Raw genomic sequence first — 23,658 nt, forward strand, 5'->3', positions numbered from 1 at the left:
CAGAACATGGGGGATTACGATGACACGCGATTTGGCACGACGTGATTTCCTGAAAGGCTCGGCGGCGATCGCCGGCGCCGCGGCGGCGGGCGCATTCTCCTGCGTCGAGATCGCGAGCGCGGCGCCGATCGAGGTGCCGACCGTCGACAGACTGTCGATCCGCGTGCTGGTCGATTCCAGCTTCGACCTGTTCCTGCGGCCGAAGCAGGCGCATGGCGTCTCGATCGCGCCGGCGGCGCGCGGCGCCGACTTCCGCAAATCGCTGCACAATGAATGGGGCCTGTCGCTGTGGCTGGAATCGGAGGCCGCGGGCAGCCAGCGCAGCCTGATGCTGGATTACGGCTACACGCCGGAGGTGCTGATCAACAACATGGAGCTGGTCGGTGTCGATCCCGGCAAGCTCGACGCCCTGATCGTGAGCCACGGACACTACGATCATTTCGGCGGCCTCAATGGTTTCCTCGACAAATTCCGCGACAGGCTGCCGGCCGACGTCAAGCTCTATGCCGGCGGCGAGGATAATTTCTGCCACCGCGTCAACGCGACGCCGACCAAGGGCCAGTTCACCGATTTCGGCACGCTGGATCGCCGCCAGCTCGCCGCGCAACGCGTCACCACGGTGCTGTGCGAGACCCCGACCGTGATCGCCGGCCACGCCTTCACCACCGGCAAGATCACCCGCCGCAGCATCGAGCGCGTGCTGCCGCAGACCTGGGTCGAGTTCGGCATCAAGGATGGGCTCGGCTGCAACGCCAGCCACTATCTACCGGCAGAGCTCGACGGCAAGATCGTGCCCGACGAGCACATCCACGAGCACGCCACCTGCTTCAACGTGAAGGATTTCGGCCTGGTCGTGATCTCGTCCTGCGGCCATGTCGGCATCGTCAATTCGGTGAAGCAGGCGCAGGAGGTATCGGGCATCCAGAAGGTGCACGCCATCGTCGGCGGCTTCCATCTCGGACCGGCGCCGAAGGACTACCTCACCGAGGTGGTGGCCGAGATCAAGAAGCTCGATCCCGACGTGCTGATCCCGATGCATTGCTCCGGGCTCAACTTCGTGCAGGAGGCGACCGCGCAGATGGGCGACAAGGTGCTGGTCACGACAACCGGCAGCCGCCTCTCCTTCGGCATATGATCGCGCCGATCCTGCGCGGCATCGTGTACGCCGGCGCCGGACTGTGGCTGACGCTGGCGCCCGCGCCGGCCGGCGATGCGCCACGGCAATCGGCGCGTTCCGCCGCCGAGATCATGGACATATTGATGTGGAACAGGGAGCCGGTCGGCGGTCCGTTCGCGCTGACCGATCAGGCCGGCCAGGCGCGTAGCGACAACGAGTTCCGCGGCAAGCTGATGCTGGTCTATTTCGGCTTCACCACTTGCCCCGACGTCTGCCCGACCGACCTGCAGGCGATGGGGCTCGCGCTCGACAAGCTCGGCCGTGACGGCGACCAGGTGCAGCCGATCTTCATCACGGTCGATCCCGAGCGCGATACCGCGGCGCACCTTGCTGACTACGTGCCGATGTTTCATCCGCGGCTGATCGGGCTGACCGGCGACGCCGAGGCAATCCGCAAGGTCGCCGATGCCTACAAGGTTTACTATGCGAGGGTGCCGCTGAAGGACGGCGACTACACCGTCGATCACACCGCCTACATCTATCTGATGGACCGCGACGGCAATTATCTCGGCTTCTTCCCGCCGGGCACATCGGCCGACCGCATGGTCGAGATCATCCGGCCGCGGCTCACCGAGCCGGCGCATTAGTACGTAGGGTGGATTAGCGAAGCGTAATCCGCCTTCGGCCCGCCGGGTCGCGCACGTGGCGGCGGGTTACGCTGTCGCTAACCCGCCCTCAGCTCGCACGCTAGATGCAACGGACGACGCCCTCAATGCATCCGCCCATGCGCGCGCAGAAACGTCGCACCGGTTTCGGTCACCATCACCCGCATGCCCTCGACCGAGGGACGGCGCGCGACATAGCCGCGGTCGACCGCGTCCTCCCAGATCGTCAGCCGCGGGCATGAGGTGCGCCAGACCTCGAGCACCTCGGCGTAAGGCCGCGGCTCGCGCGCGACCCATTCCACGAGATCGAGCACCAGGGCGTCTGAGGTCTCAGTCATGTGGTCCTCGCCGGGTCAGCAGGGGATTGTTGCCTGCCATATTTCTGCGCCGCTTGGCCTGGTCCGGCAAACTGGTTTATCTTGCCCTTGCATCAGTTTTCCTGAGGGTTCATGCGGCGGCTGCTCTTTCTCAACGGCATCAAGGCATTCGAGGCCGCGGCGCGGACCGGCAGCTTCGCCGCGGCGGGAAGCGAGCTCAACGTCTCGGCCGCCGCGATCAGCCGGATGGTGCATCTCTTGGAAGAGCGGCTCGGCGTCGCGCTGTTCGAGCGCAAGGCCAACCGCCTCGTCACCACGCCGGCCGGCCGCGCCTATCAAGGCGGACTGACGCCGATCTTCGACGCGCTGGCGAGCCTCACCGCGCAGGTCACGGCATCAGCCAGCTCGCGGGTGCTGACCGTCGGCGTCGGCCCGACGTTTGCGATGAAATGGATGATCCCGCACCTCGCCGAGTTCCGCAAAGCGGAGCCCGACATCGAGGTGCGCATCACGACCGGCGGCATGGCGGTGCCGTTCGCCGACGACTGGAGCTGCGGCATCCAGCTCGGCGACGGCCAGTGGCCGGGCCTGGTCGCCGAGCCGCTGTTCGCCGCCGACCTGATGCCGGTGTGCACGGCGCGGCTCGCCAATACCTTGAAGCGCCCCGCCGACCTGAAAGGGCCGAGCCTGATCCGCGTCGCGCATTCGCCTGACGACTGGCCGTCCTGGCTGAAGGCCGCGGGCGTGCCGCGCCTGACGGCGCGCGGGCCGGAATTCCAGTTCTACGGCCAGGCGCTGCAGGCAGCCAGCGACGGGCTCGGCATCGCGATGGGCATCCGGCCCTATATCGACGACGATCTCGCCGCCGGCCGGCTGGTCGCGCCGTTCGACCTCAGCGTGCCGAAGGGCATGCGCTGGTATCTGGTCTATCGCGGCTTCCACGCCGAGCAGCGCGATTTCGCCGCGTTCCGGCGCTGGATCATCCGCGCGGCGGCGGAACCCGCCGCCCGCCGCAAGGGAACGCGCCGTGCATGATGAGACCATCGACACGCTGGTGATCGGCGGCGGCCAGGCCGGGCTCACCATGAGCCATCGGCTGAAGCAGCGCGGCATCGCCCATCTCGTGCTGGAGCGACGTCGCATCGCCGAGCGCTGGCGCAGCGAACGCTGGGACGGATTGATGTTCCAGTTTCCGAACTGGTCGGTGCGACTGCCGGAGTTCGCGTTTCCGCACAGCGATCCCGACGGCTTCTCGGACACCGCATCCATTATCGCGTTCATCGAGGCCTACGCCGCCTTCGTCGCGCCGCCGATCCGCTGCGGTGTCGAGGTCACCAGGCTGCGCGGCGACGCCGGCGGCTTCCTCGCCGAATTTGCCGGCGGCCGCATCGCCGCCCGCAACGTCGTCGTTGCCACCGGCCCGTACCAGCGGCCGCTGCGGCCCGAATTGCTGCGCGAGCATCCCGGCCTGTTTCAGGTCCATGCCAGCAACTACAAAAGTCCCGCGCAATTGCCCGACGGTGCGGTGCTGGTGATCGGCGCCGGCGCCTCGGGCGCGCAGATCACCGACGAGCTGGCGCGCGCCGGCCGCCGGGTCTTCCTGTCGGTCGGCCGTCATAACCGCCTGCCGCGCCGCTATCGCGGGCGCGACCTGTTCTGGTGGCTGGCCGAGATGGGCATCGACGAGACGCCGGTCGAGCAGCGCGGCCCAACGCGCCTGCTGCCGGTGATCTCGGGCGCGCATGGCGGTCACACCATCGATTTCCGCCGCTTCGCCGCCGACGGCGTGACGCTGCTCGGCCGCATCACGGCGGCCCGCGACGGCGTGCTCGAGATCGCGCCCGATCTCGCGACCAACATCGCCAATGGCGACGCCTACTACGCGACATTCCTCGGGATCGTCGACGACTTCATCGCGGGCCGCGGCCTCGAGCGTCCCGACGATCCGTTGGCGCGCGCCCGCCTGCCCGATCCGCCGTGTCTCACCGCGCCGCTTGATGCGATCGACCTCCGCGCCGAGCGGATCAACTCGGTGATTTGGGCCACCGGCTATGGCCTCGACCTCAACTGGATCGACATACCGGTGCTGGATGCCGACGGAGCACCCCGACACCGCCACGGCGTCTCCGACGTGCCGGGTCTCTATTTCCTCGGGCTGCAATGGCTGTCGAAGATGAAATCCTCCTTCCTGTCGGGCGTCGGTGACGACGCGGCCGCGCTCGCCGATCACATCGCAGCCCGCGGCTAGGACGGTTCGTCCGAGGACATCACGGCAAACCGCTGGAATTGCTTTGCCGCGCGGAAATAAACCGCGCGACTTGTGATCTAGTTCACAGAGGGCACCGTGCGCCCGTGCTTCCTATGAGAAGGGCATCCCGAGGTCGCCATGATTTACAGCGGTTTTGAGATCAAGTCGTTCGAGGTGGGGAAGGGGCAATGGCACGCCAGGATTCAACGGGTCGATCAAAAGCCGGTCGTGATCGATGGCATGCCGTTTCCGACGCTCGACATCGGCTTTGCGTGGTCCGATCCGGATGCGGCGATCGACGACGCGAAGAGAGCTATCGACCGGTTCCCACAACGGTCTGGCATGACCTTGCCGGTGGCCAAAGTGTCGGCGTGACCGGCAACGTCGTGATTGCCGCCGTTGCGCAATGCGAGCCGGATCCGGTCTGGCCGGCACAGGTCCGCACCAGCTGCCCGGAATGCGCCGCCCGGCTCTCTTTGCTGCGGGTGATTCCCGGCCGTGCCGCCGAATACTGGACCATGCGCTGCGACGGCTGCGGCGGAATTCATCTCGATATCGTCGACCGGCCGCGGGCCTGAGCGCCCGACTGCCTTGCTGCTGACACCCTGCTGTCAGCAGCCTCGCCTGCGCGGCAATCCAGCCGTCGATTGCCCTTTTCTCGCTGCCTGACTCGTCCCATATTCGGGCCATGGCGAAGACACCGAACACCCCGAAAAAGCCCGGCAAAACCCCAAAATCCAAAGCACACCGGCCCGAGGTCCAGCCGATCGGGCCTGCGCTTGCCGAACTGCTCAATCCCGCGATCAACCGCGGCGATGCCGGCATGGGTTCGGGCACCGGTCTGCAGCCGCCGCCGGACAATTCCTGGGACCGCCGCGCCGGCGGCGAGGCTGCCGCGCATCGCGCGCGGGCGTCGACGCGCGAGACCAGCGAGGGCGTTGCCAAGCGCGATGCCTCCGGCCTCGAGGAAGCCCCGCAGGCCAATTACGGCACCTCGGCCACCATCCCGACGCTGGATCCGGAACTGGCGCGGCAGCTCGGCCTGCCGACCGCCGAGGACGACGACGAGGCGCTGGCCCGTCCGCCGCGCAGCAAGATGGAAGCGCTCGGCGTCAAGGCGACCGCCGACGCGCTGGAGAATTTGATCCGCGACGGCCGCCCCGAGTTCCGCAAGGACGACGGCTCGATGCGGGTGTGGACCCCGCACCGGCCGCCACGCCCGGAGAAATCCGAAGGTGGCGTCCGCTTCGAGCTCAAATCCTCCTACGAGCCGAGGGGCGACCAGCCGACCGCGATCGCGGAACTGGTCGAGGGCATCCAGCGCAACGACCGCACCCAAGTGCTGCTCGGCGTCACCGGCTCGGGCAAGACCTACACCATGGCCCAGGTGATCGAGGCGACGCAGCGCCCGGCGCTGATCCTGGCGCCGAACAAGACGCTGGCCGCGCAGCTCTATGGTGAGTTCAAGAACTTCTTCCCCGACAACGCGGTCGAGTATTTCGTCTCGTACTACGACTACTACCAGCCGGAAGCCTACGTCCCGCGCACCGACACCTATATCGAGAAGGATTCCTCGATCAACGAGCAGATCGACCGCATGCGCCACTCGGCGACGCGCGCGCTGCTCGAGCGCGACGATGTCATCATCGTCGCTTCGGTGTCCTGCATCTACGGTATCGGCTCGGTCGAGACCTACACCGCGATGACCTTCGCGCTGAAGAAGGGCGAGCGCATCGACCAGCGGCAATTGATCGCCGATCTCGTGGCGCTGCAATACAAGCGCACCCAGGCCGACTTCACCCGCGGCACCTTCCGCGTCCGCGGCGACGTCATCGACATCTTCCCGGCGCACTATGAGGACCGCGCCTGGCGCGTGAACCTGTTCGGCGACACCATCGAGACCATCGAGGAGTTCGACCCGCTCACCGGCCACAAGCAGGACGAGCTCGAATTCATCAAGATGTACGCCAACTCGCACTATGTGACGCCGCGCCCGACCCTGGTGCAGGCGATCAAGTCGATCAAATCCGAATTGAAGATGCGGCTCGACCAGCTCAACGACCAGGGCCGCCTGCTGGAAGCGCAGCGGCTCGAGCAGCGCACCACCTTCGATCTCGAGATGATGGAAGCGACCGGAAGCTGCGCCGGCATCGAGAACTATTCGCGCTACCTCACCGGCCGCCGCCCCGGCGAGCCGCCGCCGACGCTGTTCGAATACGTCCCCGACAACGCGCTGGTGTTCGCCGACGAGAGCCATGTCACCGTGCCGCAGATCGGCGGCATGTTCCGCGGCGACTTCCGCCGCAAGGCGACCTTGGCCGAATACGGCTTCCGCCTGCCCTCCTGCATGGACAACCGCCCGCTGCGCTTCGAGGAATGGGACATGATGCGGCCGCAGACGGTCGCAGTGTCCGCGACGCCGAGCGGCTGGGAGCTGAACGAAAGCGGCGGCGTGTTCGTCGAGCAGGTGATCCGCCCGACCGGGCTGATTGATCCTCCGGTAGACATTCGCCCAGCCCGCACCCAGGTCGACGACCTCGTCGGCGAGGTGCGCGCCACCGCGGCTGCCGGCTATCGCTCGCTGATCACGGTGCTGACCAAGCGCATGGCCGAGGATCTGACCGAATATCTGCACGAGCAGGGCATCCGCGTCCGCTACATGCACAGCGATATCGACACCATCGAGCGCATCGAGATCATCCGCGACTTGCGTCTCGGCGCGTTCGACGCGCTGGTCGGCATCAATCTGCTGCGCGAGGGTCTCGACATTCCCGAATGCGCGCTGGTTGCGATCCTCGACGCCGACAAGGAAGGATTCCTGCGCAGCGAGACCTCGCTGATCCAGACCATCGGGCGCGCCGCGCGCAACGTCGACGGCAAGGTGATCCTCTATGCCGACCAGATGACCGGCTCGATGGAGCGCGCGATGGCCGAGACCACGCGGCGCCGCGAGAAGCAGGTCGAGTACAACGAGGCCAACGGCATCACGCCGGAGAGCGTCAAGAAGTCGATCGGCGACATCCTCAACTCGGTCTATGAGCGCGACCACGTGCTGGTCGAGATCGGCGACGGCGGCATGGCCGACGACGTCATCAGCATCGGACACAATTTCGAGGCCGTGCTGAGCGATCTCGAAACGCGGATGCGCGAGGCCGCGGCCGATCTGAACTTCGAGGAAGCCGCCCGCCTGCGCGACGAGGTCAAGCGGCTGCGCGCCACCGAGATGGCCGTGGTCGACGATCCCACCGCCAAGCAGCGCAATGTGCAGAAGCAGGCCGGCGCCTATGCCGGCACCAGGAAATACGGCGATGCCGCCAATCTTCCGGTCGCCGCGCTAAAGAACAAGACCGCCCAGACCTCGCTCAAGGCCAGCCGCGGCGGCAAGTCCGGCTCACGGGTGCACAAGCCCGACCTCGACGAGATGCACGGCCCGGAATCGCTCCCCTTCCGCCCCGGCGGCGCGCTGCCGGCCAAACCGTTTGGCACCACGAGCCGCATCATCCAGCCGACCGACTCGCGGCAGTCGGGGCCGGAGTTCGGGCCGAGCCCGCGGAGCAGCGGCGGAGCGCCGGGGAAGCGCGGCGGGTGGAAGAAGCGGTAGGCCATGACGCGTGCCGAGCTTCTCGCCTTCCTGCGGATGCATAGGCTCGCGGTGGTCAGCACGGTTCACGACGGTGCGCCGCAGGCCGCCGTCGTCGGCATCGCGGTCAGCGACGACATCGAAATTATCTTCGACACCCTGACCACCTCGCGCAAATACCAGAACCTCAGCGCCGATCCCCACGCCGCGCTGGTGGTTGGCTGGGATGCCGAGCAAACCGCGCAACTCGAGGGCACCGCCGACTTCCCGACCGGCGCCGAGCTCGCTGCCTGCAAGCAGGTGTATTTCGCGGCTTGGCCTGACGGGCCGGAGCGGGAGGCATGGGCGAATATCGGCTATGTCCGCGTACGGCCGAACTGGGTGAGATTCAGCGATTTCGGTGCAGTGCCGGCGCGGATCGAGGAGATGCGCGTCATCTAAGCGATGGGTCCAGCCTCACAACATCGAACGCCCACCGGCTCCTGCCGATTCGGTCCGGAGTTTGGCCCGCCTCACGCTCGAGGTGGGGCGCGACAATTTCGGAGAATATTGCAATTATCCCATTGCAACCTAAAGTATGACTTACAATAGCACTGGCAGGCACACTTTTCGGTTCTGGATGACGTTCTCATCGATTTATATTCTGCAGTCTGCACTAAACAGGGGCGGCTCGCGGAGATAGGGACTTGGTTGGGCTAGAATGAAGTTTTGGTTGAAGCAATTTTTTTCTAGTTCGAGGGCGCATCGCAAGGCTGCCGAAGAAGTGTTCTTCGTATGCATCATTTCGCTCATTCCGCTTTTCGCTCTCGGCGTCATCGATCAATTACGCCAAACTACGACAAGCGCAGGCGACCTCTTTTGGGGCGCAATCGATTCGGGACAACTCTACCTTTACAGCTTCTCGCTTTTCGGAACGCTATTCTGGCTCTGTCAGAAGGAATATGAGAATTTCACCCGGTTCGAGCCGCGAAAATATCTAATGTTGTTGGTATTTGCTCCGAGCGTACTGATTTTGATTGTCTACGCGCTCGAACCTTCCATGACGCAACCGCTACGCCCAAGGTTCGTGAACATCAGCTTTGTGATCTACGGGCTTTACGCAGTGTTGTATTATGTTTTGCTTGTTTTCGATCGCCTAGAACCACCAGCAGTAGAAGATAGCCTTCGGGAGGGCGCGGGCACGCTGATCAACAAGTTTGAACACCTGGGGGATCACTAATGGAAAACTTGGTCATCCCAGTCTTTTCGATTAAGCAACCTATTGGTGATTTCTACGTTGGAGTAATTCGTGCAGACGACCTGCTCCGTATATGCAGATTCGACTACCGTCGGATGCAATATGAAAATGAGTATGCTGACTACCTTGGCATTCAGCGCAAGCTCAACAAGAATCGCATCGCCGACATAAAGAAGTATGTAGGCACGCTCGACGCGTGTTTTCCTACCTCGATAGTGATATCGATAGATCAAAAGTGCGCAGAAATTCAAGAAACGGAGCGACAAGATTTTTTGTTGCTCAAAGTCAGCGATTACACTGACACGGAGGCGCCTCAACTTTCCATAGCACTAGATCAAGTAGCTACGATAATCGACGGGCAGCATCGACTAAAAGGACTCGAGGAAGCTGGCAAGGCAGGATTCGAGCTTCCAATTTCGATTTTTATAGGCGCGGACGAAGCAACCGAGGCGTCAATCTTCTCAATCGTAAATCTCGCTCAGACCAAGGTAAATAAGAGCCTTGCTTATGATCTATTTGAGTACGCTAAGACGCGAAGTCCTGAGAAGACGTGTCATGAAATCGTCGTCGCGCTGGATAAGCTAGAGGAAAGTCCTTTCCATAACCAAATAAAGCGGCTTGGAGTTCGAACGGAGAATCGATTTGGCGAGACGCTATCCCAAGCTACGATTGTCAAGGGATTGCTACCCTATATTTCGAAGGATCCCCTCTTAGATCGAGATGCCGGCAAACGGTATGGCTTTTGGGAGCCAGCGCTCGCATCTGCCAACTCGAAGCGCATCTTTTACGAATTTTTTCGCCGCGACGAAGACGAAAGAATTCTGCAAATTGTGATGAACTATTTTACGGCCGTGAGCGAAAGATGGTCTAAGGCTTGGGAAGGCAGCGGCAAAGGAAACATCATCAAGCGAACGAATGGGTTCAATGGCTTTATTCGATTCCTTCGGCCTGCCTATTTGCACTTCACTACAAAGCCACAACTCGTCACCAAGACCGAATTTGCAGAGTTGTTTGCCGACGTAAAACTAGATGACTCCGACTTCAATCCTACTAGATTTTTGCCAGGATCGAGTGGAGCTACAGAACTCTATAAAACGCTATTGAAGGATACCGGTGTTCAGAGCTGACCTCGCGCAGCATTGAGGCTTGGTGCAAAGCACCTATTCCGCTGCGATCAACCTCGCTTGCGAATGGTTCGAGTAAGTTTTCCACGTCGGGGTATAGCCGTCGTCAGCTTGATTACCCCATGTCGACCATCCCTTACGTGTTCCTCGCCCGAACAACTCCACGAACGGTCCTGGAGAACACGATTCAATAATGTCGTATTGCTCGTCTGGCTTGCGCGAATGCTCCCGCTTGCGCGTCGCCAACAGATTTACTTGCCGCCGCCCTGGCGCAAGCGTCCGCGCATTCTTGCCACGAACACCAAACAACATCAGTTCGGTGACGTTCCGAAAATAGAAGCCAACACCTCGCCCATCCGATCCGCCATCTTTGCGGACTTTGTGCCAGACGATGTTGGACTTGTAATTGAAGCCCCACGCCTTCATGACCGCGAGCCCATCGGGGAGCAACGCGTTGGGGCACCAGAGGTATAGATGCGACGTCGGCGCTGCGATCTCGGAGATCGGCAATGCGCTGATCTCATCCAGCTTCATCGTGCCGTAGCGAGACAGACGCTTGTGCTCGGGAGCGACTTTCCCGGTCTTGTTGGTGAATTGCCACGGGGGGTCCGCCAGGATCGTGGAGAACCGGCGACCATCCGCAAAACGCAGCAAATCCTGACCGGCGGAAAGCATCGGCGACTCCAAGACGTTAGGCATAGTGGACGATATACGCGGTATGCCGAGCGCATAATATCATGTTCACGTTACGTTCTCAAGATGGATAGTGGATAATTATTTGGAGTGGGGACAGGGTACTGGTTGATGTTTGATCGCCTGAAGGAACGCGGCTTCGAAATCGAATTCAGCTCTCACGCGGAAGCAATTCTCGGAGTCGACTTCCCCGAAGTTGCCGAGCGACTCGAAAGCGTATTGCTCGCGTCGACAATTCCGATCGAAGAGATCATCGGCTCAGGCGGCGGCGAAACCAAAGGAACCCAACGGCTTCGGAACGCCCTCGCAGGGCATGAGTGGCGCAAGCACAACTTCGTCGTGCAGAAAATCATCGACGGAGTAGAGCGCGAGGCCCAATCCCACGAGATCGACCACGTAAAGACGTTCGATGCGGGCACCATCGCACTGGAAATCGAATGGAACAACAAGGATCCATTTTTCGACCGCGACCTTGAAAACTTCAAACGGCTGCATGCAGACGGCGGCATCTCACTCGGCATCATCATTACGCGCGGTGCGAGCCTTCAAGATTCCATCGGAACGCTCGTTCGTCGCTTCGCAGATGAGAAGAATATTAATTCTCACGATGACATGGAGAGGATAGGGCTCAATCCGACGCGACGGCAAATTCGCGACGTTGTGAAACGCGTGACGCGCACTAAAAACCCGATCCCATTTCGGGATGCGTGGAGCGACCAATTCGTATCGGACAAATTTGGAGCGGCCACGACGCACTGGAGCAAGCTGCAAGACCGCGTAAGGCGCGGCGTAGGCAACCCCTGCCCACTAGTTCTCATCGGCCTGCCCTCATCGATCGTAACCTTTGGCGAAGATCAGGCAGACGTTCAAAAGCTTCTCGATGATGGTGAAGAAGACTGACGCGGACAAGCTCTGGTCTCAACGCCCAACGTTTAGCTGGATCATTCGATGTCGAACGCCGGATGGTAGCTCGCATCCCCCTTCGGCGGTTCGCCCCTCAGCACCAGTCTCTGAAAATACGGGCTCGGCGTGCCGCCATAGGTCAGCGAGTGATCCCTGATGAAACCAAAACGGCTGTAGTACGCGGGATCGCCGAGCAAGACGCAGCCGTCAGCATTCAGTGCCGCGAGACGCGCCAACCCCTCGCGGATCAGCGCACCGCCTATGCCCTGGCGTTGCAAGTCGGGCGTGACCGAGATCGGGCCGAGGCCGTACCACCGTCCGGCTACGCCATCGATCTGCATCGGCGAGAAGGCGACGTGGCCGACGATCTTTTCCGTCGTCGGACGTCGCCACCAGCGAAAGCGTCAGCGCGCGGGCCTGGCGCAGCGCCTCGACGATCCGGGCTTCGGTGCCGCTGCTGTGCGGCGCTGTCGCGAAGGCCGTCGCCGTGATCTCGCTGATCGCGGCGGCGTCCTCGAAGTATTCGTCCCTGATCTGCATGGCCGCAGATAAGGCCGATCGGTTGAGGCGCGCAAGTGGCGCTGCCTCACCCCACGCTGACCACCGCGACCGCGAGCAGCGACATCATGATCATCGTAGTCATCAGTTGCAGTGAGACGCCCGGCTGGCCGCGCCATCGTGCGATCTTCTCTGAGAACGACAGGCCGGCGTCGAAGAACATCGGCGCATGGATATGCACGAAGCGTTGCGGGAATTTGGCGGCGAGCCATGGCGTGATCGCGGCGTAGACCAGCGACGCCAGCACGACATAGATCGCGGCGCCGTAGCGCTCGCCGACGATCTCCGGGGCGCCGACCATCTTCAGCACCAGCACGGCGGCGGCGAAGGTCGGCAGCCCCTGCAGGATGGCGGTGAGCGCAAAGCCTTCGAGCCGATTCTGCGCAGGCGATTTCGGTGCGGCGATGGCGTTCATGGCGGCGATCCCTTCGGCAATCGGGTGATCCGATGCCGCCAATCTAACCGCGCGGGGCGACGCATGACGTGACGCGGGTCACGCCCGGACTCGGATCACGCAATCGGAAACGTAGAATCGTAGGATGGGTCGAGCGCAGCGATACCCATCAATCGGGCCACGCAATGAGAGGATGGGTATCGCTTCGCGCCACCCATCCTACGAGCTACTAAGAGCTACGAGCTGTTTGACGTGTGAAACGGAATCCCACCCACGTCGTCCCGGCGAAAGCCGGGACCCATTACCCCGACTGTCCAATGTTGCGCGACGCTGGGGCCCCAGCTTGCTTCAACAACGCAACCCTGTGGTTATGGGTCCTGGCTTTCGCCAGGACGACAGTGGGGTTTGCTGCGCGATCCCGAAGTCTACCCCGACCGCCTGTTGCTGGTGTTCTGGGTCAGATTGCCGTGTGCGGCCTGCTCGCGGATGTTGTGCTTCTCGTCGTCGCGATGGCCCTTGGTGGTGTCGAGGGGAACGGCGGGCCTGCTGCCGGCGCCCTTGTGGCTCTTGTTGTCGTCGGGAACGGGCTGGATGGTCTTGTTCAGTGGTTTCGTCATCATCGTCTCCGTTACGCAAGGAGACAACGCCGCCCCGGCGGGCGGCGTTCCGGAGATCAGACTTCACAACTGATCGTGTCCTACAGCTTCTCCTGCTGCGACGGTTGCGCCTGTTGCTGCTGGCGCTGACGTTCCTGCTCCTTGGCGTGATGGCGGCCGTAAAGGCAGCCGGCGGCAGCGCCGAGCATGCCGTGATGGCCGGCATAATGACCGGCGACGCCGCCGACGACCGCGCCCTTGATGCAGCCCTTGGCGTCGGCGGGTGACGCCATGGCAAGCGCGGCGACGGCAATGGCGGGTGCGAGAAGAAAAGACTTCATGATGCAGCTCCAATGCAATGATGCGTCATTAACGGCCGAGCCACCGCGCCGGTTCCCATCGGCCCGCCGCAGAAATTCGCTGCGCACAGGCCCCGATCATGCTCTAAATGCCGCCGCATTGCGGACAGCGTTTTTGAAGATCATGCGGACATCACACACTGCTTTGGCCTCCGGCACCCCGGTCCTTTGCGCGGCGGCGAGCCTCTTCATCGCAAGCCTCTTCATCGCAAGCCCCGCCCGCGCCGAGGACAGCGACCGCGCCCTGCTCGCGACCTTCTGCGCCGCCGGCAATATCAAGGGATCGGCCTGCTCGCGGGCAAGATCCTATCCGGACGGCGGCCGCGCCTGCGACGTCAAGCTGAGCAAGGAGCGCTACACCGGCCGCTTCCTCGCCGCCGGCAATCCGCTGCTCGTCGTCAACTACGACAGCGAATGCGAGCCGCACGCGACCGATTTCGGCGGCGTCGCTTTGTTCGAGCAGGACGGCAAGGCCACCCGCTTCATCCGCTTCCTGCCCGGCGCGCAGGGCCACGACTGCATCGTGCTGCCCAAGGACGACCAGCAGGATGTGCTGATCTGCTCGGTCGGTCACATGGGCCAGGGCATCCTCGAAACCGCGGTGGCGCGGATGGAGTTTTCGCGAAAATCCGGCAAGCGGATCGCGATCGCGCCGGACTTCCTGCTTCGCGCCGAGGATGCGGTCAGCGCCTATGGCTCCAACGTCGTGATGTGCAACGAGGGTCCGAAATATTTCGGCCTTTCCAACCTCGCCGCCGGCCCGCGCCGCAACACGGTTGCGGTCGACGTCGACTACGCCGACGACGACATCATCCGCACCGCCTGCGGCGAAGGCTTCGCGAAGCCGAAGGAGCTTTTCCACGACCTCCTGCCCGGCGAGGCCTTCGTGCCGGAAGGCAATGAGAAGAAAAAGCGCTTCATCATCGACCTCGCGACGGGCAAGGCCGCGCCGGCGAACTAAAGCCCGCGCCAGCGGATTAGAGGCCGCGCCGGCGGACCAACAGAGATCGCGCAGCGCAGTTTCATCAGTTCAATTTCTTGCCGCCATCGGTCACGCCGTCGAGGAACGCGCCGGTCTCGCGGTTGAGAAACTCGACATCCGCCGGGAAGAAGCCGCCGGCCGAGGCGTGGCCGGTCACGGTGCCCGGGCTGATCGTCTTGATCGTCACATCTGGGATGTTCTTGCCCATCGCGTTCGGCTCGAACTCGGGATTGAGCAGGTCCTTGGTGCCGGTCATGATCAGCGTCTTCGCCCTGATCGAGGCCAGCGCCCTGGCGGTGTCGCCGCCGAAGCCGGCGGTGGTGCCGACGTCGTGCCGGTCATAGGCCCAGCTCTGGTAGATCCAGTCATTGGCGTCGAACAGCTTCCACAGCGCGGTCTCCTGCTCCGCCATCCAGGGCAATACGTCAGGACCGGACTTGAACGGCGCCACATACATGTCCGGCGTGCGAGCCGCGAGCAGCGCGACGATGTCGCGGAACAGCTTCAGCCCCTTCTCCGGCGGCGCCTGGTAATTGCCGTCCTGCCACGCCGGATCGTTCATGATCGCCTTGCGCGAGGCCTCCATCACCGCGACCGACCAGGCCGGGGTCTTTGCAAGCGGCACCATCGCGACCAGCGCGTCCATGAAGTCGGGATGGCTGACGCCCCATTGCAGCGCCTGCATGCCGCCCATCGACGGGCCGACCACCGCAACCACATGGTCGATGCCGAGCTTCTCCTTCATCAGCCGGTACTGCGATTCCACCATGTCGCGGATCGCGAATTTCGGGAATTGCATCCGCGGCTGCGCCTTCGAATTGCTCGGCGAGGTGGTCAGCCCGTTGCCGATCGCATCGGTGCAGACGATGAAATATTTGTCCGGATCGAGCGCCTTGCCGGGGCCGATCATGAAATCGAGCCGGTGATGGTTGCCCGAGATCGCGGTCACCATCAGGATGGCGTTGGACTTCTTCGCGTTCAGCGTGCCGTGGGTGACGTAGGAGATCGAAAAATCCTTGATCGCCTCGCCGCTCTCCAGCTTGAGGTCGCCTTCATTGTAGAGCTGGTGCGGAGGCTGCTGCGGCGTATGCGCGAGGACGGGCAGGATCGCCGGTCCTGCCAGCAATGCCAGCACGGCCGCGAATTGGGTGATGCGCTTCATCGGTCTCTCCCCATTGTGGCGGCTCTGTTCGGCCGCCTTGCGCCGCAAAGCATACGGGCCGGCCCTGCTGCGGCAAGGCCGCGGGCAGGAAGATTCGGGCGGCCGCGGGTCTCGTCACGGAGCGTCCGCCGCGCGCTGTGCAATTTGTGCCACAATGCACGTGTTGGTTGCCGAACCTAATCCGGTCCCGCGCGTCAAACATGTGTTTGATTACGCAACGCTTCGGTTCACAATGTGGGCCGGGGCAAGCCAAGGCGAGTCGGATGGAACCGGCGGAGTCGACGATGGGCGAGGATTTGAACCGGCAGCGCGTGCTGAACTTCCTCGACGTCTATTATGCCGGCGGCATCGAGGGCGCGCTCGATCGCTGCAGCGACGATGTCGCGTTTCTGGCCAACGCCCCTATCGACATTCTTCCGCATATGGGCCAGCACCGCGGCAAGGCCGCGCTGCGCCAGATGTGGACCACGATCCATGAGCGCTATTCCGACATGCGCTACGAGGCGCCGATCGTGGTGGCGCAAGGCGACAAGGTCGCGGCCCAGCTGCGGGTGTTCTTCCGCAAGCGCGGCAACCGCCGTGTGGTGCAGTTCGACGTCGCCGTGTTCTACACGCTGCGCGACGGCCAGATCACCGAGATTCGCGAGATCATCGACACCTTCGATCTGGTCCAGCAGGTGCTGGAGCGCGACGTTGCCGCGGCACTGATCGGGCAACCCGCGGACTACGCCAAGTAGTCCTCCGCCCGGCTCGGGAAATTCCCCACCGCAAGCGTTGAACCTCGGACGCCCGGCGCTGACCTATCACTGGGCTTGTTGCGGTCGGGGCTGAAATCACCATGAAAGTCGCATTGCTCGCTGTGCTTGGTCTTGCACTGGGCGCCCTTGGCGGCGCCGCCCTCGGCATCGGAGCCGGGCTCACCTGGATCGGAATGGCCAGAACCTCGGGTCTCGACAGCGGAACGCTGGTGTTCTTCACCTTCATGCCGCTCGGCGCCGCGATCGGCGGCATCGGCGGGGCGCTGCTGTTCGCGGTGGTGGCGATCCGCGACGCCGAGATCGTGATCGAGCGGCAGCCGGTGCGGCAGCGCGACCGCTGAATAGCAAAAAGCGAGCGTCACTTGCTGCGTAAGGTGAGCACCGCTCGTCAGGCTCCCTTCCCCCTTGCGGGGGAGGGTTGGGGAGAGGGGTGAGTCCCGGGCGAGACGATCGACGTCAGCGTCGATGTTGCAATTCCAGCCTCGCATCGTTGAAACTCAATTTGAGAGGGATTGCCGAGTGGCCACCCCTCTCCCTAACCCTCCCCCGCAAGGGGGGAGGGAACCCTGCCACCGGTGTATCCCTCACTGGCCCCGCGTGATGCGCCAGCGGCGGCGGTCACATTCCGGTCAAGACCACTGCAATTGTGCATTGCAAAAAAGTCATTTGCGTTTTTGCCGTTCGGCACTATTTCAGCGTCCAATAGCGATGTGCAGCAACCTGGCAGGGCGTCGGCGCTGACCCCCTGCCATTCGTTTGCGTTGAAAATCCAGTTTCAGGACGAGACCGAAATGACAGAGCATAGCCTCTGGCGTTTTTCGCGCGCGTTGCATCGCGCGATCAACGAACGCCAGCTGACGGATATCGAGCCGCTGCTCGATGACGAGGTCGAGTGGTCCATCTATGGGCCGATCGACCTGTTTTCCTTCTTCGGATCGCGCCGCGGCAAGGCCGCCGTGCTCGAGGTGATCAGGCAGATCGGCGAGAACCTCAGGGTCCACCGCTTCGACCGGGAATCGATCATGCTGGGCGTGGATTCCGCAGCGTCGATGCTGCGTTATTCGCTGACGGCGCTGGATTCCAACAAGCCGATCTCGCTCCGGATCGCGCATTTCGCGCAGTTCAGGTCGGGCAAGCTCACGAGCTTCCGCGTGCTGGTCGACAGTTTCGACCTGGTCGAGCAGACCGTCGGCTACCCGATCCATCTGCCGCGCATCGCGGTCTGACGGCTTTCCGACTTCACGCCTTCGTCCTGTCCGGCACGCGCGCTTCGCGGTGCCCTGGATCGGACGATCACGCGTTGATCACTTGCTTTCGCAGCGCCAAATGCCACAATTTTGCGCCACGGCAAATCTATGCTGAGGCTCTGGAATTTGCGGGCTGGGAATGACTTCGACATTGCGATTTGGCTGGGCAAGGCTGCCGGTGCTGGCGGCCGGCTTCAGCATGGCGTTGGTGCTTTCGGCCACGGCGCAGAGCCCGCCCCTGCAGATCACGCCCGCCGTCCAGGATACCCCCAAGGGCGACGCCCAGGACGAGACCGACGCATCGGCCGACGCGGTGCCGCCGACGGCCGATGCCAATGACGCCGACATGCTGAAGGACATCGACGAGAGCAAGCTCGACTGGAGCCAGCTCGATACCGATTCCACCAGCCTGCCGACGCTGGCGCCGAAGAGCGCGGCGAAGCGCAGCGGCGTCGCCGGCAATGATCCGTCCTGGTCGACCAACAACAACGCCAACGGCTCGTCGGCGGTATCGGTCAAGCAGCAGGTCTCGCCCTTCCTCGACACCCGCGTCGGCGTCGACATGACGGTTGCCAAACAGGGCACGATGACCACCTCCGAGCAATTGTCGGAGCGGCTCGCCAATGGCGGCAGCCTGCCGCAGTCCGGCGGCTCGGCCTGGGCCGCGATCTCGACCGGCGGCGTGGCGTCGATCTGGGACAAGACCTCGGTCGAGGCGCGGGTCGATCCGGGCGCCGACCAGAGCAAGGTCGGGACCTCCCTGAGCAAGTCGGTGCCGCTGTCTGATCAGTATTCGCTGACGCTGCAGGGCGGCTACAATCTGATCCAGCAGGGCGTGGTCCCGGTGCCCGGCATCGACGGCCGCCCGTCGCGCAGCTACGACACCGACCAGTCAGCACGGCTGTCCGTTAACGACAGCGGCACCAGCATCACCGCGGGCCAGACGCTGTCGACCTCCGACGATAAATGGCTGCGCCGGATCGGCGCCCAGCAGAAGCTGCTCGACGGCGTCACCGTCTCCGGCTCGGTCGGCGAGACCGCCCAGGGCACGATCAACAAGAGCATCGGCGCCGGCTACAAGCGCTCATGGTGAACGATCTGTTAGCCCTGTCGCGCTAATGATCAGGCATTGCCCCAACTTGGCCCAGATGCGGTCAAATTCGGCGGGACTGATAGGTCCGTAACTTCATCAATTCGTCGTGCGGGGGACAAGCCGCGCTTCGCTATTGCGAACCAGGGGAAAGCCGATGAACGCCACCAACCGTACCGAGGACGCCGCCGAAGCGACGACTTCCGAGGTCGATTCCAACCTTGCTGCGGTCTCGGAAGTCGAAGCCGGCATCCGCGACTTCGTGCGCAACGACATTGCCTATCTGCGCCGGCCGGTGGCGAGCCCGGAGACCGCGCCGACCGATGCCAACACCGACGCCACCGTCAGCAACGTCAACTCGCTGATCCAGCGCGTCGCCGGCACCTCGCTTGCCGAGATCGAGAAGCTGATCGGCGAGCTCGAGAGCCTGCGCGACCTGCTGCATGCCGAGGGCCAGCGCGTCCAGCGCGAGATCTCCGGCTATGCCCAGCTCAGCCAGGCCGCGATGAAGTCGACGCGCATGATCGCCGACAACGTCTCGCAGTGGAAGCGCGCCGCCGACGGCCTGCGCAACAGCTGACACAGCTCAGTCTTCAGGACGAGTAGCCGCCGCCTCCCGAACCGGGGGCGGCGGCTTCGTTTTGCGTGCCCGATTAGGCGCAGAACGATTCGTTATTCTGCGCGGTGTAAACTCCGCGACGTCAATTCTTGCAGACACCGATTTGAACGTTACATGCCGAACCCGCGTCCAATCCGGGATGCGCGTCCGGACCACGTCCTGCGGGGCGTCCATTTGGAGACCAATTCATGCAGAGCGTCCGGCCGGATAACGCCGATCCGATTCCGCTGCGCCAGCCGCAGCAGGGCATCGGCACGATCATGATCCGGTTCGTCGCCATTCTGGCAGCAGCGACCGTCGTGATGGTGCTGATCTGGAATCGTTAAGCTGAAGCTTGAGAGAAGTGTGACGCAGCCGTCCGGCGAGTCACATTGAAAAACGCAAATTCGCGCACCGGGCGGCTCGTTGAGCGCCCCCGCGGTCAGAGAAGGTCAATCAGCGGTCGATGCTCGCGGTGGTCTCGAAGGAGTAGTTGCCGTCAGCAAAGCCCTTCACGACGAGTCCGGTCGCCAGCATCACGACAACTGTGACCGTGGCGAAGATAATGCCGACGAGTTTCAGCGCGCTGCGATCTGCCATGATATCCCCAGTAGTGCTCGCCCGGATGTCCGTGCTCTCAAACCATAGGCAGGGACAAAGGTTCAAAATGCGTTAGCAAAAAATGAGTTCCACGCAACGCACAATGACGTCGGCAGCAGACTTAGTCTGCCACCATGGCCTCCGGGCAACATCAGAGGCGCGCCGGCAACATCAGGAACCGGGATTGCGGCGCGGCACGAAGGCGGTCGCCAGGAACGAGAACACCACCTCATTGCGCTGATTGACGCCGGTATTGCGGGCCTGGAGGATGCCCCATTCGGGCCGCTTCTCGGACGTGCGCTTGGTCTCGATCTGGTTGGTGAAGCTGATGGTGTCGCCTGCCAGCACCGGGCGGATCCAGCGCAGCTCGCGGAAGCCCGGCGAGGGTCCCCAGACCGCGACCGTCTCACCGCGCGCGGCAGCTTCCGCGGCGAGCCGCTGTCCGTCGGCGACCAGTAGCTTCATGCAGACGCTCGCGACATGCCAGCCCGATGCCGCGAGCCCGCCGAACAGCGAGTTGCGCCCCGCCTCCTCGTCGAGATGGAAGCGCTGCGGATCGAACTGCGCGGCGAACCGCTTGATGTCCTCGGACGTGAAGGTGAAAGAGCCGAACGCGCGCTGGGCGCCGATCTCGATATCTTCAAAGAAGCGCATGATCTCTCCTATGCGCTCACGCCGTCACGGCGGCTGATGATGATCGGCGACTCCATCTCGCACAGCATCTCGCCGCGCGCATTGCGGATCGTGCCCTTGAAGGTGACGATGCCGGTCTCCGGCCGGCTCTTCGAGACGCGCGCCTCGACCACGTCGACGTCCAGCGTCAAATCGTCGCCCGGACGCAGCGGCGCCACCCAGCGCATCTCGTTGACCCCGGGCGATCCGAGCGAGGCGGTGCGGCCGATGAAGCCGTCGAACAGCATCCGCATCATCAGCGAGCCCAGATGCCAGCCCGAGCCCGACAGGCCGCGGAGCATGGATCTGTTCGCCGCCGCCTCGTCGAGATGCATCGGCTGCGGGTCGAATTCGGCGGCAAAGGCGAGGATCTCCTCGCGTGAAACATGGCGCGGGCCGAACGTGCCGAGGCGGCCCGGCTTGAAATCTTCGAAGGTCAGCGTGGTCATTGGGTGAGGATATGCCGGAGGGAAGCCCGATTGTGGCCGTTATTTGCAGCAATCACAACCGGCCCACTCGCATAGCTCGCCCCTGGACTGCCGGCGCCCGGTCCGGGGCTCGCCACAGGCGGGACCGATTGGGCTTCTGCGGTATCGACCCCTCTGGTTGCGGAGGCGCTGTGGCGCCGCCCTGAACCATTGGTCCGGCGAACGCCTCGTCCCGACGGACGCCTGCTGCGCAGGCTCCCGGGATGAAGTGATCACGCCGGGGGTGACGCAGTAGGATGCACGCGACGCGAATCATATTTGGGCCTGCCGGGAGAACCATGATGTTCGATTTCCAGGATCTGTTTCAGTGGGACCGCTTCATCACCCCCACGATCATCAAGACGTTCTACTGGCTGGTGATCGCGGTCATCGTGCTGTTCGGGATCTCCGGCATCCTGTGGAGCCTCACGGCGATGGCGATCAGCCCGTTCGTCGGCTTCATCCAGCTGCTCGCGTCGATCGCCAGCGTCTTCGTCGGCATCGTGTTCTCGCGCATCGCCGCCGAGTTCATCCTGATCGTATTCCGGATCAACGAGCATCTCGGCGCGATCCGCGATCGCGACGGCGGCGTGCACTGAGACCTTCAGGCTCCGGCGGATGCGTCGCGCCGCCCCGGGCTGTGGTTAATCCGAAGTAGCACCTGCGTGCAAATGCCAGCGAAATTCCAGCCGGGATCTTAAAGCCGCGCGCGTATCGGTCTCTGCATTGCCGCTTGAGACCAACGCGGGGGCGTCGTGAATTCGAGGAATGGGTTGATTGCCGTGAGGCCGGGCGCCGCGCCGGGCTTCACGACCGAGGATATTTTATGGGCTGTCGGCATCTGGTCGGTGATCCTGACCCTGGTGCCGGTGATCGCGTTCTATCTGCTGATGGTGGCGTGAGGCCATCCATCGCGTCTTAGCACGCGTCAGCCAGGCAATCTGAGATTGCCTGGTCGCTTCACACACAAAAAACGCGCGAGTGCCGCGCGTTCTTTCCAGTTCGAACCAAAGCGGCGTTGTTACGCCGCCTGCTTGTGCATCGCGCCGGACGCCGACGCCGTGCCGCGGATCGCCTTGATCGAGCGTTCGATCGCGGCCCACAGCCGGTTGATCTCGGCGGCAGCGCGGCCTTCCGCGTAATATTCGCGGGCGCCTTCGCCCTGGCCGAGCGCCATCAGAAGGTCGGCGCGGTTGGTGATCTGGCCGCTCCACACCGGCGCGCGGAATTTCGCCAACGCCTCGCGGGCGATCGCGACGATGCGGCTTTCGGCGCCGTCACGCTGCGCGGGCGCGCCGTTGATCACCACGGCGTAGGGCTTGCGCATCGAGCGGCAGGTCTGAATGGTTTCCTGCACCGCGTTGACGTCGAACACGCCGGGTCGCGCCGGAATGATCACCATCGTGGCGTTCTTGATGGAATCGTCGACCACGGCCGACAGGTTCGGCGGCGTGTCGATGAACACCCACTCGATGCCGTCGCGCTTGGCCTGGGCAATGATCCCGCTGACCGAGTTCACCGCCGTCTTGATCGCCGGCTCGTTGGTGCCGCGCAATTTATGCCAGAGCGTCAGCGAGCCCTGCGGATCGGCATCGATCAAAAGACAGGGCTTCGTTGCCTTGTGCACTTGCGCGGCGAGGTGGGCAGCCAGGGTACTTTTTCCCGAGCCCCCCTTACGCGAAGCGAAAACAATCACGTTCATACGTCGGCCTCCAGATTGACCCCAGGAGGCGAAAATGAATCAGCACGCTGATTCGCGAAAGAAGAAACTTCTTGCAATCCGCAAAGTGGCCAAGATTACCGGTGCATTTTGCTTTTTGAGTCACACTGCACTTATGACACAACCGAAAATGGAAGTGCTAAGCGCTTGATTTGACTCACCGCCTAGCGCTTTTCGGCAGCTTTGGCGCGCTCGCGCGCGATCCACTTGCGCTCGATCCAGCCGAGCAATTGCGCTGTGGGTTTCTGCAGCAACGGAACATCCTGCGCGAACAAAAGGAGTCCGAGCGGCAGCATCCAGAGTCCGAGCACCGGCAGGAAGCTGAAGATGCCGCCGATGATCAGCAGGATCGCGAGCGGAATCCGCACATAGCGCGACGACGGCTTGCGCAGCCACGCGACGAAGCGCGCCGGCTTCTCCGGAAGCTTGGCCTCGAACCAGGCGAAGTGCCGATCGATCTCTTGCTTGTAGTATTGGCTCACGCGTCCCACTCCAACCGTTCCACAAACGGGAACGGAGTTGGCAAACAACACAACCCCAAAGATGATGCTGCGTGACAGCGTCACAAGGC

At 63.1% G+C, this 23,658-nt stretch carries 31 protein-coding genes and 1 pseudogene; 20 read left to right on the forward strand and 12 right to left on the reverse strand.

Annotated elements, in window-relative coordinates; all coding sequences use genetic code 11:
* Positions 1–19 precede the first annotated feature (19 nt).
* Positions 20–1,135: an MBL fold metallo-hydrolase gene (locus tag BRSPCE3_RS34805; protein ID WP_244071481.1), complete on the forward strand. Its 1,116-nt coding sequence runs from the start codon at positions 20–22 to the stop codon at positions 1,133–1,135.
* Positions 1,132–1,764 (forward strand): SCO family protein, encoded by a 633-nt coding sequence (locus BRSPCE3_RS34810; RefSeq protein ID WP_244071483.1) that lies wholly within the window; start codon positions 1,132–1,134, stop codon positions 1,762–1,764. The genes BRSPCE3_RS34805 and BRSPCE3_RS34810 overlap by 4 nt, the downstream gene beginning before the upstream one ends.
* 122 nt (positions 1,765–1,886) lie before the next feature.
* Here the strand turns inward: BRSPCE3_RS34810 and BRSPCE3_RS34815 are convergent, their stop codons facing one another.
* Entirely contained in the window at positions 1,887–2,120 is a 234-nt protein-coding gene (locus BRSPCE3_RS34815; protein ID WP_244071486.1) for a hypothetical protein, read from the reverse strand.
* A 111-nt stretch (positions 2,121–2,231) separates the two neighbouring features.
* Here BRSPCE3_RS34815 and BRSPCE3_RS34820 point away from each other — a divergent pair, with 111 nt between their 5' ends.
* From BRSPCE3_RS34820 to BRSPCE3_RS34855, 8 genes are all read left to right on the forward strand, one after another.
* Complete coding sequence (locus tag BRSPCE3_RS34820) at positions 2,232–3,134, forward strand: LysR substrate-binding domain-containing protein (RefSeq protein WP_244071488.1); 903 nt, start codon at positions 2,232–2,234, stop codon at positions 3,132–3,134.
* Positions 3,127–4,347: an NAD(P)-binding domain-containing protein gene (locus BRSPCE3_RS34825; RefSeq protein WP_244071490.1), complete on the forward strand. Its 1,221-nt coding sequence runs from the start codon at positions 3,127–3,129 to the stop codon at positions 4,345–4,347. Before BRSPCE3_RS34820 ends, BRSPCE3_RS34825 begins: the two co-directional genes overlap by 8 nt.
* A 138-nt stretch (positions 4,348–4,485) precedes the next feature.
* Positions 4,486–4,722 carry a hypothetical protein gene (locus BRSPCE3_RS34830; RefSeq protein ID WP_244071492.1) on the forward strand — a complete coding sequence of 79 codons (237 nt, stop codon included), beginning with the start codon at positions 4,486–4,488 and terminating at the stop codon, positions 4,720–4,722.
* On the forward strand, positions 4,719–4,925 hold the full coding sequence (locus BRSPCE3_RS34835; protein WP_375710000.1) for a hypothetical protein: 207 nt from the start codon (positions 4,719–4,721) through the stop codon (positions 4,923–4,925). Before BRSPCE3_RS34830 ends, BRSPCE3_RS34835 begins: the two co-directional genes overlap by 4 nt.
* Before the next feature lie 110 nt (positions 4,926–5,035).
* On the forward strand, positions 5,036–7,948 hold the full coding sequence (gene uvrB, locus BRSPCE3_RS34840; protein WP_244071494.1) for an excinuclease ABC subunit UvrB: 2,913 nt from the start codon (positions 5,036–5,038) through the stop codon (positions 7,946–7,948).
* Between the two features lie 3 nt (positions 7,949–7,951).
* Positions 7,952–8,368 carry a pyridoxamine 5'-phosphate oxidase family protein gene (locus tag BRSPCE3_RS34845; RefSeq protein ID WP_244071496.1) on the forward strand — a complete coding sequence of 139 codons (417 nt, stop codon included), beginning with the start codon at positions 7,952–7,954 and terminating at the stop codon, positions 8,366–8,368.
* Between the two features lie 259 nt (positions 8,369–8,627).
* Positions 8,628–9,146, forward strand: a complete 519-nt coding sequence (locus BRSPCE3_RS34850) for a hypothetical protein (RefSeq protein WP_244071498.1) — start codon at positions 8,628–8,630, stop codon at positions 9,144–9,146.
* Positions 9,146–10,291 carry a DGQHR domain-containing protein gene (locus BRSPCE3_RS34855; RefSeq protein ID WP_244071500.1) on the forward strand — a complete coding sequence of 382 codons (1,146 nt, stop codon included), beginning with the start codon at positions 9,146–9,148 and terminating at the stop codon, positions 10,289–10,291. The genes BRSPCE3_RS34850 and BRSPCE3_RS34855 overlap by 1 nt, the downstream gene beginning before the upstream one ends.
* A gap of 33 nt (positions 10,292–10,324) precedes the next feature.
* Here the strand turns inward: BRSPCE3_RS34855 and BRSPCE3_RS34860 are convergent, their stop codons facing one another.
* Positions 10,325–10,963 carry an MT-A70 family methyltransferase gene (locus BRSPCE3_RS34860; RefSeq protein WP_244071502.1) on the reverse strand — a complete coding sequence of 213 codons (639 nt, stop codon included), beginning with the start codon at positions 10,961–10,963 and terminating at the stop codon, positions 10,325–10,327.
* Positions 10,964–11,092: 129 nt separating this feature from the next.
* Between BRSPCE3_RS34860 and BRSPCE3_RS34865 the strand changes: the two genes are divergently transcribed.
* On the forward strand, positions 11,093–11,881 hold the full coding sequence (locus BRSPCE3_RS34865; protein WP_244071504.1) for a BglII/BstYI family type II restriction endonuclease: 789 nt from the start codon (positions 11,093–11,095) through the stop codon (positions 11,879–11,881).
* A gap of 41 nt (positions 11,882–11,922) precedes the next feature.
* On the opposite strand, the pseudogene BRSPCE3_RS34870 reads toward BRSPCE3_RS34865, so the two are convergent.
* The 4 genes and pseudogenes from BRSPCE3_RS34870 to BRSPCE3_RS34885 all read right to left on the reverse strand — a co-directional run bounded on the left by BRSPCE3_RS34870 (position 11,923) and on the right by BRSPCE3_RS34885 (position 13,773).
* Positions 11,923–12,424, reverse strand: a pseudogene (locus BRSPCE3_RS34870) (GNAT family N-acetyltransferase).
* 46 nt (positions 12,425–12,470) lie between these two features.
* The gene (locus BRSPCE3_RS34875) at positions 12,471–12,857 is read right to left on the reverse strand and encodes a hypothetical protein (RefSeq protein WP_244071506.1); all 387 of its coding nucleotides are present in this window, start codon (positions 12,855–12,857) and stop codon (positions 12,471–12,473) included.
* Between the two features lie 404 nt (positions 12,858–13,261).
* The gene (locus BRSPCE3_RS34880; RefSeq protein WP_244071508.1) at positions 13,262–13,453 is read right to left on the reverse strand and encodes a hypothetical protein; all 192 of its coding nucleotides are present in this window, start codon (positions 13,451–13,453) and stop codon (positions 13,262–13,264) included.
* Between the two features lie 80 nt (positions 13,454–13,533).
* The gene (locus BRSPCE3_RS34885; protein ID WP_244071510.1) at positions 13,534–13,773 is read right to left on the reverse strand and encodes a hypothetical protein; all 240 of its coding nucleotides are present in this window, start codon (positions 13,771–13,773) and stop codon (positions 13,534–13,536) included.
* A 142-nt stretch (positions 13,774–13,915) separates the two neighbouring features.
* Between BRSPCE3_RS34885 and BRSPCE3_RS34890 the strand changes: the two genes are divergently transcribed.
* A complete protein-coding gene (locus BRSPCE3_RS34890; protein WP_244071511.1) occupies positions 13,916–14,752 on the forward strand; it encodes a hypothetical protein in 837 nt (278 codons plus the stop codon).
* 64 nt (positions 14,753–14,816) lie between these two features.
* Here BRSPCE3_RS34890 and BRSPCE3_RS34895 read toward each other — a convergent pair whose 3' ends face one another.
* Positions 14,817–15,935 (reverse strand): alpha/beta fold hydrolase, encoded by a 1,119-nt coding sequence (locus BRSPCE3_RS34895; protein ID WP_244071513.1) that lies wholly within the window; start codon positions 15,933–15,935, stop codon positions 14,817–14,819.
* 284 nt (positions 15,936–16,219) lie between these two features.
* Here BRSPCE3_RS34895 and BRSPCE3_RS34900 point away from each other — a divergent pair, with 284 nt between their 5' ends.
* From BRSPCE3_RS34900 to BRSPCE3_RS34925, 6 genes are all read left to right on the forward strand, one after another.
* Positions 16,220–16,672 carry a nuclear transport factor 2 family protein gene (locus tag BRSPCE3_RS34900; protein WP_244071515.1) on the forward strand — a complete coding sequence of 151 codons (453 nt, stop codon included), beginning with the start codon at positions 16,220–16,222 and terminating at the stop codon, positions 16,670–16,672.
* Between the two features lie 101 nt (positions 16,673–16,773).
* Complete coding sequence (locus tag BRSPCE3_RS34905; protein ID WP_050422442.1) at positions 16,774–17,034, forward strand: hypothetical protein; 261 nt, start codon at positions 16,774–16,776, stop codon at positions 17,032–17,034.
* 450 nt (positions 17,035–17,484) lie between these two features.
* Positions 17,485–17,919 carry a nuclear transport factor 2 family protein gene (locus tag BRSPCE3_RS34910; RefSeq protein ID WP_244071562.1) on the forward strand — a complete coding sequence of 145 codons (435 nt, stop codon included), beginning with the start codon at positions 17,485–17,487 and terminating at the stop codon, positions 17,917–17,919.
* 160 nt (positions 17,920–18,079) lie between these two features.
* Positions 18,080–19,033, forward strand: a complete 954-nt coding sequence (locus tag BRSPCE3_RS34915) for a hypothetical protein (RefSeq protein ID WP_244071517.1) — start codon at positions 18,080–18,082, stop codon at positions 19,031–19,033.
* A 154-nt stretch (positions 19,034–19,187) separates the two neighbouring features.
* Complete coding sequence (locus BRSPCE3_RS34920; protein WP_244071519.1) at positions 19,188–19,610, forward strand: hypothetical protein; 423 nt, start codon at positions 19,188–19,190, stop codon at positions 19,608–19,610.
* A 227-nt stretch (positions 19,611–19,837) separates the two neighbouring features.
* On the forward strand, positions 19,838–19,975 hold the full coding sequence (locus BRSPCE3_RS34925; RefSeq protein ID WP_244071520.1) for a hypothetical protein: 138 nt from the start codon (positions 19,838–19,840) through the stop codon (positions 19,973–19,975).
* A gap of 109 nt (positions 19,976–20,084) precedes the next feature.
* Here the strand turns inward: BRSPCE3_RS34925 and BRSPCE3_RS34930 are convergent, their stop codons facing one another.
* The 3 genes from BRSPCE3_RS34930 to BRSPCE3_RS34940 form a co-directional block, all read right to left on the reverse strand.
* Positions 20,085–20,228, reverse strand: a complete 144-nt coding sequence (locus tag BRSPCE3_RS34930; RefSeq protein ID WP_167350177.1) for a hypothetical protein — start codon at positions 20,226–20,228, stop codon at positions 20,085–20,087.
* Between the two features lie 171 nt (positions 20,229–20,399).
* Positions 20,400–20,882, reverse strand: coding sequence for a MaoC family dehydratase (locus BRSPCE3_RS34935; RefSeq protein ID WP_244071523.1), 483 nt, complete (start codon positions 20,880–20,882; stop codon positions 20,400–20,402).
* A gap of 8 nt (positions 20,883–20,890) precedes the next feature.
* Positions 20,891–21,349, reverse strand: a complete 459-nt coding sequence (locus tag BRSPCE3_RS34940) for a MaoC family dehydratase (protein WP_244071525.1) — start codon at positions 21,347–21,349, stop codon at positions 20,891–20,893.
* Positions 21,350–21,669: 320 nt separating this feature from the next.
* Here BRSPCE3_RS34940 and BRSPCE3_RS34945 point away from each other — a divergent pair, with 320 nt between their 5' ends.
* Both BRSPCE3_RS34945 and BRSPCE3_RS36095 read left to right on the forward strand, forming a co-directional pair.
* Positions 21,670–21,966: a DUF4282 domain-containing protein gene (locus BRSPCE3_RS34945; RefSeq protein ID WP_244071527.1), complete on the forward strand. Its 297-nt coding sequence runs from the start codon at positions 21,670–21,672 to the stop codon at positions 21,964–21,966.
* A gap of 174 nt (positions 21,967–22,140) precedes the next feature.
* Complete coding sequence (locus BRSPCE3_RS36095; protein ID WP_283843189.1) at positions 22,141–22,269, forward strand: hypothetical protein; 129 nt, start codon at positions 22,141–22,143, stop codon at positions 22,267–22,269.
* Between the two features lie 119 nt (positions 22,270–22,388).
* Here the strand turns inward: BRSPCE3_RS36095 and BRSPCE3_RS34950 are convergent, their stop codons facing one another.
* Together BRSPCE3_RS34950 and BRSPCE3_RS34955 are read right to left on the reverse strand one after the other, a co-directional pair.
* Positions 22,389–23,069 (reverse strand): ParA family protein, encoded by a 681-nt coding sequence (locus tag BRSPCE3_RS34950; protein WP_021081815.1) that lies wholly within the window; start codon positions 23,067–23,069, stop codon positions 22,389–22,391.
* 182 nt (positions 23,070–23,251) lie between these two features.
* Positions 23,252–23,578, reverse strand: a complete 327-nt coding sequence (locus BRSPCE3_RS34955; protein ID WP_375710001.1) for a hypothetical protein — start codon at positions 23,576–23,578, stop codon at positions 23,252–23,254.
* Positions 23,579–23,658: the final 80 nt, after the last annotated feature.

The organism is Bradyrhizobium sp. Ce-3 (assembly GCF_022835695.1).
In the GTDB taxonomy this organism is placed as follows: domain Bacteria; phylum Pseudomonadota; class Alphaproteobacteria; order Rhizobiales; family Xanthobacteraceae; genus Bradyrhizobium.